The sequence below is a fragment of the Nocardia cerradoensis NBRC 101014 genome (assembly GCF_000308535.1).
In the GTDB taxonomy this organism is placed as follows: domain Bacteria; phylum Actinomycetota; class Actinomycetes; order Mycobacteriales; family Mycobacteriaceae; genus Nocardia; species Nocardia cerradoensis.
Genome location: NZ_BAFW01000063.1, coordinates 35,674 through 47,202, shown reverse-complemented (window position 1 = coordinate 47,202; position 11,529 = coordinate 35,674). Strand labels below are relative to the sequence as shown.

The following is an 11,529-nucleotide window of genomic DNA, read 5'->3' as shown; positions in this document are numbered from 1 at the left end:
CCGTCCGCAGCTGCAGGCACTGCGCGGCACGGTCCAGAAGGCCAACCGCATCCGGCAGATCACCGCCACCAAGACCCGCGAATCGCTGCAGACCACCGCGCAGCTGACCCAGACCCACGAGGTCGACGTCACCAAGATCGCGGCACTGCGGGCCAAGGCCAAGAGCGCGTTCGCCGACCGTGAGGGCGTCAACCTGACGTTCCTGCCGTTCTTCGCGAAGGCCGCCGTGGAGGCGCTGGGCGTGCACCCCAACGTCAACGCCTCCTACAACGAGGACACCAAGGAGATCACCTACCACTCCTCGGTGCACCTGGGCATCGCGGTCGACACCGAGCAGGGTCTGCTCTCGCCGGTGATCCACAACGCCAGCGACCTGTCGCTGGCCGGACTGGCCCGCGCCATCGCCGATATCGCCAACCGCGCCCGCACCGGCGGCCTGAAGCCCGACGAGCTGGCCGGCGGCACGTTCACGATCACCAACATCGGCAGCCAGGGCGCCCTGTTCGACACCCCGATCTTGCTTCCGCCGCAGGCGGCGATGCTGGGCACGGGTGCGATCGTCAAGCGCCCGATCGTGATCTCCGACAACGGCAGCGAGTTCATCGGCATCCGCTCGATGTGCTACCTGCCGCTGACCTACGATCACCGCCTCATCGACGGCGCCGACGCCGGCCGCTTCCTGACCACCATCAGGCACCGGCTGGAGGAGGCTGCGTTCGAGGCCGATCTCGGTCTGTAAAACGCTGCGCGACACGACGATTCGGTGACGACATGAAGGTTGTGATCGCCGGTTCGTCCGGACTCGTCGGGACGGCGCTGGTCGCCGCGCTGCGCCGGGACGGGCACGAGGTCGCCCGCCTGGTGCGCCGTCCCGCCGCGGCCGAGGACGAGTTCAGCTGGGATCCGGTGCGCGCGCAGGTGCCCGCACCGGCCCTGCGCGCGGCCGATGCCGTAGTCAACCTGTGCGGCGCCGGACTCGGCGCGCGGCGCTGGAACGGCAGTTACAAACAGCAGTTGCGCGACAGCCGCATCGGCCCGACCGATGTACTGGCCACCGCGGTCGCCGCCGCCGGTGTGCCGACGCTGGTGAACGCCAGCGGCGTGCATTTCTACGGCGGCGACACCGGCGACCGGGTGATCACCGAATCCGATTCCGCCGGAACGGGTTTCCTGGCGACGCTGTGCCGGGACTGGGAGGCCGCCACCCAGCCCGCGGTCGACGCCGGGGTGCGGGTGGTGCAGGTGCGCAGTGCGGTGGTGCTGTCTCGCCACGGCGGCATGCTGGCCCTGTTACGGCCGCTGTATTCGATCGGCCTGGGCGGGCGCCTGGGCAGCGGGCGCCAATATCAACCGTGGATCTCACTCGACGACGAGGTCGCCGGCATCTCGTTCGTCCTGACCGACCCGTCGGTGCGCGGACCGGTCAACATGGTCGGCCCGGCACCGGTGACCAATGCCGAATTCAATCGCGCGCTGGCGCGGGCGCTGCGTCGTCCGGCGCCGTTCATCGTGCCCGCCGTCGCCTTGCACGCCGCGGTCGGGGAACTGGCCCAGGAGGCGATCCTGCGCGGCCCGCGCGCGATTCCCACCGTGCTCGAGGACGCGGGCTACACCTTCCGTCACGAAACCATCGGGCAGGCGCTGGCGTCGGTGATCGACTGAGGAGGGTGCCGAGCGCGGGTGAAACCGCTCACACCTGCACGGACACCGCGCGCGTTCGAGCCCGATCGGCTCGCCGCCGCCCAAGGTTGCCGATAGTTTGAGGCGGTGACCGATATCCAATCGGGTGGACCGCGCATTCGCGATGCCGAGGAACGCGACATCCCCACCATCCTCGCCATCCACAACGACGCCGTGGCCGAGACGACCGCCATCTGGGACACCCAGCCGGTCGATCTCGACGATCGTTTGCACTGGTGGCGTGACCGGGTGGCCGCCGGATATCCGGTGCTCGTCGCCATCATCGACGGTCAGGTGGCCGGATATGCCAGCTACGCGCAGTGGCGGCCCAAGTCCGGCTACCGGTACTGCGTGGAGAATTCGGTGTACGTCTCCGAGCGGTTCCAGCGCCGTGGCGCGGCGACCGCGCTGCTGACGGCCCTGCTGGGACGGGCCGAGGAGTCCGGGCGGGTGCACACCGTGATCGCCGCGATCGAAACCTCCAACAAGACCTCGATTCTGCTGCACGAGAAGTTCGGCTTCCGGATCGTCGGCCAGCTGCCCGAGGTCGGTCACAAGTTCGGCGGCTGGATGGATCTGACCTTGATGCAGCGCACGCTGCCGGGCCCGATTTCGGCGGGCGTAGAGTCGTTCGAGTGACCTCCGTCGATACCCCGACATCGAACAGCGGCACGGCACACACCGCCGCGCCGGCCACTTCGTCCTCCGATTCCCTGGTACGGGAATCAGGCGGTCGCAAATTGCTTCGCATCGAGGCCCGCAACGCGCAGACCCCGATCGAACGCAAGCCGAAGTGGATCCGCACCCGCGCCACCATGGGCCCCGAGTACTCCGAACTCAAGGGCCTGGTCAAACGCGAAGGGCTGCACACGGTCTGCGAGGAAGCGGGCTGTCCCAACATCTTCGAATGCTGGGAGGACCGCGAGGCCACCTTCCTCATCGGCGGCGAACAGTGCACCCGCCGCTGCGATTTCTGCCAGATCGACACCGGTAAGCCCGCCGCGCTCGACCGCGACGAACCGCGCCGGGTGGCCGAGAGCGTGCAGGCGATGGGCCTGCGGTACTCGACGATCACCGGTGTCGCGCGCGACGACCTCGAAGACGGCGGCGCCTGGCTGTACGCCGAAACCGTGCGTGCCATCAAGCGACTCAACCCGCACACCGGCGTGGAGTTGCTGATCCCCGATTTCAACGCCGAGCCCGATCAGCTGGCCGAGGTGTTCTCCGCTCGGCCGGAGGTGCTGGCGCACAACGTGGAGACCGTGCCGCGCATCTTCAAGCGGATCCGCCCGGCGTTCCGCTACGAGCGGTCGCTGGCGGTGCTGACCGCGGCCCGCGAGGCCGGTCTGGTCACCAAGTCGAATCTGATCCTCGGCATGGGCGAAACCCCCGAAGAGGTCACCCAGGCGATGCGTGACCTGCACGAGGCCGGTTGCGACATCCTCACCATCACCCAGTACCTGCGGCCCTCGCCGCGCCACCATCCGGTGGACCGCTGGGTGAAGCCGGAGGAATTCGTCGAACATTCCCGCGTCGCAACCGAACTCGGCTTCGCCGGCGTGATGGCCGGTCCGCTGGTGCGCTCCTCCTACCGTGCCGGCCGGTTGTACGCGCAGGCGATGGCGCATCACGGGCGGGAGATCGCACCGGAGATGGCGCATCTGGCCGAGGAGGGCTCGGCGAGCCAGGAGGCGAGCTCGGTCCTCGCCCGTTTCGGCAGCTGAACCGACCCCCAGCCAACTCGCAGCGACCGGCCGAATTCGTCTTCGGCCGGTCGTTCGTTGCGTACGGGGTGCGGATTCACCACGGATGGGGTGCGGATCCCCGGAACGGGTGACACAGCCGCGCGCCGGTGGGAAGCTCGAAGCAACCGCACGTGTCGACTCCGGGAAGTGAAGAGACATGGCCGAGAAAGCGAGCACCGCCGCCCGTAACAGTTCCGCCGGCAGAGTCCTCGAGGCGTCGCAGCCGGACGGTATCCGCAATGTGGTCCTGGTCGGGCACACCGGCTCCGGCAAGACCACGGTGGTGGAGGCACTGGCCATGGAGGCCGGGGCGCTCACCCGAGCCGGCCGCGTGGAGGACGGCACCTGTGTGTCGGATTACGACGATATCGAGCAGCGGCAACACCGGTCGGTTCAGTTGTCGGTGGTGCCGGTCGCCTGGAACGGCATCAAGGTCAATCTGATCGATACGCCAGGATATGCCGATTTCGTCGGCGAACTACGGGCCGGTCTGCGAGCTGCGGATGCGGCCCTTTTCGTGGTCTCGGCCGCCGCGGGCGCCGACGGTGTGGACGGGCAGACCCTGGCGCTGTGGGAGGAGTGCGCGAGCGTCGGGATGCCGCGGGCGCTGGTGATCACCCATCTCGACGCGGCCCGCGCCGATTTCGATCTGATGGCCCAGACCTGCGCGGATCTGCTCGGCGACGGCGATTCCGACGCGATCCTGCCGCTGCAGCTGCCGGTGTACGGCCCGAAGGGCCCCGACGGGCACCGCCCGGTCACCGGAGTGATCGACCTGCTCACCGAGCAGGTCTTCGATTGTTCCGGCGGGGCGCACACCCGCACCGACGCCACGGCCGAACAGACCGCGCAGATCGAGACCGCGCGCAACCGGCTCATCGAGGGCATCATCGCGGAGAGCGAAGACGAAACCCTGATGGACCGCTACCTCGAGGGCGAACCGATCGACCTCACCACGTTGATCGCGGATCTGGAACGCGCGGTGGCGCGCGACCGCTTCCACCCCATTCTCGTCGCGGCGCCGCCGCCCGAGGGCACCCGCGAGGGTCTGGGCATGGTCGAAATCCTGGAGCTGATCACCCGCGGCTTTCCCACGCCCGCCGAACACACGGTCGCGGCGCGCTGCCCGACCGACGGGGCGGCGCCGCAGCCGCTGTCCTGCGATCCGGGTGCGCCGCTGGCCGCCGAGGTGATCCGCACCGCCTCCGATCCGTATGTGGGCCGGGTGTCGCTGGTGCGGGTGTTCTCCGGCACCCTGCACGCCGACGACACGGTGCACATCTGCGGGCACAACGACGGCAACGGGCACGATGTCGACGAACGGGTCGGCGCGGTGACGGCGCCGTTCGGTAAACAACAGTTCCCGATCGGCCAGGCCATCGCCGGCGATATCGCCTACGTCACCAAACTGGGGCACGCCGAGACCGGAGATACCGTGTCGGCCAAGGATTCTCCGCTGCTGATCGAGCCATGGCCGCTGCCCGAACCGCTGCTGCCGGTGGCGGTGCGCGCCCACGGCAAGGCCGACGAGGACAAGCTGTCGCAGGGCCTGTCCCGTCTGGTCGCCGAGGATCCGACGGTGCGCCTGGAACAGAATCCGCGCACCCATCAGCTGGTGCTGTGGTGCCTGGGCGAGGCCCATCGCGATGTCGCGCTGGAACGGCTGCGGTCCCGGTTCGGGGTGCAGGTCGATGTCGACGAGTATCGGGTGGCGTTGCGAGAAACGTTCGCGGGCAAGGCTTCCGGGCACGGGCGGCATGTGAAACAGTCCGGCGGCCACGGCCAGTACGCGATCTGCGATATCGAGGTGGAACCGCTACCGGAGGGGTCCGGGATCGAATTCGTCGACAAGGTGGTCGGCGGCGCGGTGCCACGCCAGTTCATCGGCTCGGTGGAGAAGGGCGTGCGCGCGCAGGCCGAGCGCGGTGTCGCCGCCGGATATCCGCTGGTCGACGTGCGGGTGACTCTGCTCGACGGTAAGGCGCATTCGGTCGACTCCTCCGACGCCGCCTTCCAGACCGCGGGGGCGCTGGCCCTGCGGGAGGCGGCCGCCGCCGCGCGGATCGATCTGCTCGAACCGATCGCCGAGGTGCGGGTGACCGTCGCCGACGATTTCGTCGGCACCATCCTCGGCGATCTGGCGGGCCGCCGCGGCCGCGTGCTGGGCACCGAACCCGCCACCGCCGGGCGCACCGTCATCCGCGCCGAGGTCCCCGAACTGGAATTGAGCCGCTACGCCATCGACCTGCGTTCCCTCTCGCGCGGCGCCGCCCAGTTCGACCGCGACTATGTGCGGCACGAACCGATGCCGAGTCAGATCGCCGCAGACCTGCGCAGTCGCAGCGAAGCCACCGTCTGAGGCGAGCGTGGCACCTGTTCCCGGCCCGTGCGGGGTATGTCCCGCTCGACCACTATCCTGAGAGGTATGGCAGCAGGTAAGGGCGGCACACCGTCGAAGGAAGCGAAGGCCGCGGCGAAGGCGGCGCGCAGGCAGGCGTCGAAGGAGCGGCGTCAGCAGCTCTGGCAGACGTTCCAGATGGTGCGCAAAGAGGACAAACTGCTGCTGCCGCTGATGATCGGCGCGCTGGTCGGCATCACCGTGGTGCTGTTCCTCATCGGCTTCCTTTTCGACATGCAGTGGTTCCTGCTGCCGGTCGGCATTCTGCTGGGCGCGCTGGTCGCCTTCATCATCTTCGGACGCCGGGTGCAGAAGAACGTCTACGCCAAGGCCGAGGGGCAAGCGGGTGCGGCTTGGTGGGTGCTGGACAACCTGCAGGGTAAGTGGCGCGCCACCCAGGCCGTCGCCGCCACCACCCAACTCGACGCCGTCCACCGCGTGATCGGCCTGCCCGGCGTGATCCTGGTGGCCGAGGGTTCGCCGCAGCGGGTGAAGTCGCTGCTGGCGCAGGAGAAGAAGAAGACCGCCCGCCTGGTCGGCGACACTCCGATCTACGACATCGTGATCGGCAACGAGGAGGGCCAGGTTCCGCTGAAGAGCCTGCAGCGTCACCTCACCAAACTCCCCCGCAATATCGACGCCAAGCGGATGGACCTCATCGAGGGCCGCCTCACCGCCCTGGCCACCCGCGGCGGACCGGCCCTGCCGAAGGGCCCGCTGCCGGCCGGCGCGAAAATGCGCGGAGTGCAGCGCACCATCCGCCGCCGCTGACCTCCGCTCGGCAGCACCGCCGCATGCGGAGGCCGTCGCACCGCTGAAGTACCGAATCGCCGCCACACCCACCGCATGGGTGTGGCGGCGATTTTCGTTCACTGCCCGGCCCAGGCGTCCTGACGCGTCCGACTACCGCCGCCCCACAGCCGTATCTCCGTCGAACCGGGGACAGGACCCCGCCACGTCCCATATGTTCATATATCGGACAATCAACCACGAATGTCGGACAGCAGTTCAGGAGGTGCGATGCCCTACTACCGGGCCGTCGGCGAATTCCCCCGGCAACGCCATATCGCCTTCAGCCTCGAGGACGGCACGCCGACATTCGAGGAGTTCATCGGAGAGGAAGGGTTCTCGGGGACCGGTTCGCTGCTCTATCACCGTCGCGTCCCGTCGGCGCTGGTCGATGCCCGCGAGTGGCACCTCGGCGATCAATCCCTCACCGCGAACACCCCGCTGCTGCCCCGGCATTTTCACCTGCCCGACCTGTTCCACAACGCCGTCGGCCGGGACGCGGTCCGGCACCGTCGCCCGGTGCTCGCCAACGCCGACGTCCGCATTTCCTACGTCGTGGCCGACGAGCCCTCTCCGCTCTACAGCAACGGCATCGGCGACGAGGTGATCTTCGTCGAGGCCGGCGCGGCCACCCTGGAGAGCCTCTTCGGCCGGGTCGAGGTGCAGCAGGGCGACAACGTCGTCATACCGCGGGTCACCATCCATCGCTGGCTGCCGCACACCGACGCGGGCCCGTTGCGGCTGCTGTGTGTCGAGGCGGCCGGGCACGTCCAGCCGCCCGACAAACACCGCACGCGCTACGGCCAATTCCTCGAGGGCTCCCCGATCACCGAACGTGACCTGCGCGGACCGGCCGGACCGTTGCTCGCGCCGGACGAGCTGGTCGATGCCGACACCGAGGTCTACGTCAAACACCGCACCGCCTCGGGCCTGCACGGCACGGTGGTCGTCTACGACCATCACCCGTTCGACGTGGTCGGCTGGGACGGGCACCTGTATCCGTACGCGCTGAACTATCGCGACTTCTCCCCCGTCGTCGGCGCGGTGCTGCAACCGCCGCCGACCTATCAGGTGCTGCAGGGGCCGGGTTTCGTGGTGTGCAATTTCGTCCCGCGCCCCCTGGAATTCGCGCCCGGGGCGATCAAGGTGCCGTACTACCACTCGAACGTCGACTCGGACGAGGTGATGTTCTACTTCGCCGGAGAGACCGCCGCGCGCAAGGGTTCCGGCATCCGGACCGGTTCGGTGAGCCTGCATCCCGCCGCGTACACCCACGGCCCCCGGCGCCGGGCCTATCTCGATTCCCCCGATTTCACCGAACCGAACGAGATGGCGTTCATGGTCGACACTTTCCGCCCGCTGGAGGTGGCCGAAGGCGGCACCGCGAGCGATGTGCCCGGTTATCCGTGGAGTTGGTCGGACAAACCGTATGCCGGTCGGCCACAACAGAAGGGAGGCCACGGTGAGTGAGTCGTTCGAGCGGATCCCGGTGATCCTGCACAGCGAGGAGCAGCCTGCGGTCCGCGAGACCTACGGATTCACCGGCGGTCACGGAATCGTGCTGGAGGGGCAATTGCTGCGCCCGCCCGGCGATCGGCGTTCGGGCGCAACGGTTTTCCTCTTCCAGCATCCGACCTCGACGCTGAATCTGCTGCCGATGCCGACCGCACTCGCCGCCCGCGGGCATCACGTGCTGTGCGGGGCGAGCCGCTACCCGAAGAACGATGCCGCGCTGGTGATGGAGAAGGTGGTCCTCGACCTCGGCGCGTGGGTGCGCTGGGCGCGCGAGGTCGCGGGCTACGACCGTGTGGTGCTGGTCGGCTGGTCCGGCGGCGGATCGCTGTCGCTGCTGTATCAGGCCGAGGCATGGGATCCGAGCATCACGCATACGCCCGCCGGAGATCCGGTCGATGTTGTGGGAGCGGGACTTTCGCCGGCCGACGGGGTCGTGTTCATCGCGGCTCATCTGTCGCGGGCGGAAACGCTCACCGAATGGCTCGACCCGTCGGTGATCGACGAAACCGATCCACACCGCCGCGAGGCCACCTGGGACATCTATGCCGACGACGCGCCGCACCGCCCGCCCTACGATCCCGAGTACGTCGCCGGTTTCCGTGAAGCCCAGCGCGCCCGCAATCGTCGCATCTCGGACTGGGCGCTCACCCGGCTGGCCGACCTGCGCGCCGCGGGCGGGCCCGAACAGGAGCAGCCATTCCTGGTCCACCGCACGATGTGCGATGTGCGCTGGCTCGATCCGGCCGTCGACCCCAACGACCGCCGTCCGAACTGGTGCTACCTCGGCGATCCGCGCACCGCGAACGTCGGACCGGTGGGCCTGGCCCGGTACACGACGCTGCGGTCGTGGCTGAGTCAGTGGAGTCTGGATCATTCGGTGGCGGGCGGGGCACGCAATGCCGCGCGGATCACGAAGGGCCCGGTGTTGCAGATCGAGAATTCCGCCGACGACGCGGTGCCCGCCACCCACAACCCGATCGTGCGCGACGCGCTGGCCACCCCGGACCGCACCTATCGCGTAATCCCCGGCGCCACACACTATTACGTCGGACAGCCCGGCCATCTGCGCACCTGCCTCGAATACGTCGAGCAGTGGGCCGCCGAGCATGAGCTGATCGCGGCGCGCCCCACGTAGGATTCCTGCCATGCCGGCTCCCGACACCTCGCAGACCCTGAGCCGGGGACTCGACGTGCTGAAGTTGCTCGCCAGCAGCCCCCATGCCCGCACCCCCGCGCAACTGGCGCAGGAGCTCGGGCTGTCGCGCACGATCATCTACCGCCTGGTCGGCACGCTGGTCGAACATGGGCTGGTGCGCCGGGCCGAGGACGGCACGGTCAGCGTCTCCGCGGGCGCGCTCGTGCTCACTCAGCACGTGCTCGGCTCGGTGCGCGAGGCCACCCGCGAGATCCTCGAGGAGCTGGCGCGCGAGGTGGAGGCCACGGCCCATTTCTGTGTCGCCGACGGGGACGACGTCCTCGCGGTCGCGGTCGTCGAGCCGCCGTTCACCACCTTCCATGTCGCCTATCGGGTCGGCGCCCGTACCGCGCGTGGTCAGGGCGCCCTCGGCGAGGCGATCGAGGCGTCGCGGCGGGGCGAGCGCGGGATCTTCGAGAGCGAGGGCAAGCTGGTGCCCGGCGCGCACGGCGTCGTCGCTTCGCTGCCCGGCCTGCCCGGTCCCCCGGCGGCAGTCGGCGTGGTCACCCTGGTCGGGCAGGAAACTCCGGCGATGACCGACGCGGTGCGCCGGGCCGCCGAGCGGCTCTACACCGCACTGGGCTGAACACTCGCATAAACCCCCAGCCGATTGCCCGACCCAGCGCTGTCCGATAATCGGAAAGTTCTTCACAACATTCGATCACCGCGCTAGCCTGCTCACACTTCGTTCAGTCGTCAGGAGCAGCCGTGTCCGACTACACCTCTACCGCCCGCGCCGACGGCGCGCAGGTTCCGACCACGTTCCCGCCCCGCCGGCTCTGGGTCGGCGGCCGCTGGCGCGGCGCGAGCGGCGGCGCGACCTACCGCTCCGAGAATCCGGCCACCCTCGAGCACATCTGCGATATCGCCGACGCGTCCGCCGAGGACGTCGACGACGCGGTCCGCGCGGCGCAGGCCGCGTTCGACGGCAGCGGCTGGAAGGAGATGGGCGGCGCCGAGCGGGGGCGGATCCTGTTCCGCGCAGCGGATCTCATCGAGGCCGACACCCAGTACCTCTCCGCACTCGAAACCCTCGAGGTCGGAAAGCTGTACAGGGACGGCGTTTTCGGCGACATTCCGGCCACACTGGCCACGTTCCGCTACTACGCCGGCTACGCGGACAAACTGCACGGCTCGACGGTGCAACTACCCGATTACGCCGGCCGGCACCGGCTCAACTACACCCTGCGCGAGCCCCTGGGCGTGATCGGGGCGATCACACCGTGGAACAACCCGATCGTCGTCGCCGGCTGGAAGATCGCCCCGGCACTGGCCGCGGGCAACACCGTGGTGATCAAGCCGCCGGAGGATGCGGCGCTGTCGATCCTGCGGCTGGCCGAAATCCTCGCCGAGGCCGGCGTGCCGGACGGCGTGTTCAACGTGGTGCCCGGCCGTGGCCCGACCGCCGGCGCCGCCCTCGCCCGCCACCCCGGACTGGCCAAGCTGACCTTCACCGGCAGCCCCGAGGTCGGCGCCCTCATGAACACCCACGCCGGAGGTCAGTTCCGCAAGGTCACCCTCGAACTGGGCGGGAAGAACCCGCAGATCGTCTTTCCCGATGCCGACCTCGACCGCGCACTGCCGTTCATCGCGGTCGGCAACTTCCTGCATCAGGGCCAGGTGTGCGCGGCCGGGACCCGCGTCTACGTGCACGACAGCCTCGTCGCGGAGGTGACGCGGCGGCTGGCCGACCATGCCGAATCCCTCACGCTGGGCGACCCGTTCGACGCCGACGTCGCCATGGGACCGGTGGTGAACCGGCAGCAGCACGAGCGCATCGGCGGCTATCTCGGACTGGGTGTCGCCGAGGGCGCCGAACTGGTGACCGGTGGCTCACTCGCCCGGCGGCCCGGCTATTTCGTCGAGCCGACCGTCTTCCTCGGCCGCCACGACCAGCGCATCGCGCGCGAGGAGATCTTCGGCCCGGTCGCCACGATCATCCCCTTCTCCGACACCACCGATGTGCTGACGCTGGCCAACGACAGTCATTTCGGGCTCAACGCGATCATCTACACCGAGGACCTGCACACCGCGCAGACCACCGCGCGCGATCTCCGCGTGGGCAATGTGTGGATCAACGCCTTCGGCATCCCCGACATGACCACGCCGTGGGGCGGGCGGGCCGGCAGCGGTATCGGCCGCGAGCTCGGCGCGGCCGGAATCGAGGCCTACACCGAGGAGAAGACGGTGCAGATGATGTTCTGAGC

General features: G+C 69.0%; 10 protein-coding genes. All 10 read left to right on the top strand.

Annotated features, from left to right (window positions below):
- Positions 1–739: 2-oxoglutarate dehydrogenase, E2 component, dihydrolipoamide succinyltransferase (sucB, locus tag ON23_RS07990; RefSeq protein ID WP_039777214.1), on the top strand; the 739-nt coding region annotated here is incomplete at its 5' end.
- Between the two features lie 32 nt (positions 740–771).
- A complete protein-coding gene (locus tag ON23_RS07985; RefSeq protein WP_039777213.1) occupies positions 772–1,662 on the top strand; it encodes a TIGR01777 family oxidoreductase in 891 nt (296 codons plus the stop codon).
- Positions 1,663–1,767: 105 nt separating this feature from the next.
- Positions 1,768–2,319, top strand: a complete 552-nt coding sequence (locus ON23_RS07980; RefSeq protein WP_276326885.1) for a GNAT family N-acetyltransferase — start codon at positions 1,768–1,770, stop codon at positions 2,317–2,319.
- Between the two features lie 74 nt (positions 2,320–2,393).
- Positions 2,394–3,404 (top strand): lipoyl synthase, encoded by a 1,011-nt coding sequence (gene lipA / locus ON23_RS07975; protein WP_039777219.1) that lies wholly within the window; start codon positions 2,394–2,396, stop codon positions 3,402–3,404.
- 178 nt (positions 3,405–3,582) lie between these two features.
- Positions 3,583–5,784: an elongation factor G-like protein EF-G2 gene (locus tag ON23_RS07970; RefSeq protein WP_039777212.1), complete on the top strand. Its 2,202-nt coding sequence runs from the start codon at positions 3,583–3,585 to the stop codon at positions 5,782–5,784.
- Between the two features lie 66 nt (positions 5,785–5,850).
- Positions 5,851–6,594, top strand: a complete 744-nt coding sequence (locus ON23_RS07965) for a DUF4191 domain-containing protein (protein ID WP_039777211.1) — start codon at positions 5,851–5,853, stop codon at positions 6,592–6,594.
- Positions 6,595–6,843: 249 nt separating this feature from the next.
- Positions 6,844–8,082 (top strand): homogentisate 1,2-dioxygenase, encoded by a 1,239-nt coding sequence (locus ON23_RS07960; protein ID WP_039777210.1) that lies wholly within the window; start codon positions 6,844–6,846, stop codon positions 8,080–8,082.
- Positions 8,075–9,262 carry an alpha/beta hydrolase family protein gene (locus tag ON23_RS07955; protein ID WP_039777209.1) on the top strand — a complete coding sequence of 396 codons (1,188 nt, stop codon included), beginning with the start codon at positions 8,075–8,077 and terminating at the stop codon, positions 9,260–9,262. The genes ON23_RS07960 and ON23_RS07955 overlap by 8 nt, the downstream gene beginning before the upstream one ends.
- A gap of 10 nt (positions 9,263–9,272) precedes the next feature.
- Entirely contained in the window at positions 9,273–9,908 is a 636-nt protein-coding gene (locus ON23_RS07950; RefSeq protein WP_039777208.1) for an IclR family transcriptional regulator, read from the top strand.
- 122 nt (positions 9,909–10,030) lie between these two features.
- Positions 10,031–11,527: an aldehyde dehydrogenase family protein gene (locus tag ON23_RS07945; RefSeq protein ID WP_039777207.1), complete on the top strand. Its 1,497-nt coding sequence runs from the start codon at positions 10,031–10,033 to the stop codon at positions 11,525–11,527.
- Positions 11,528–11,529: the final 2 nt, after the last annotated feature.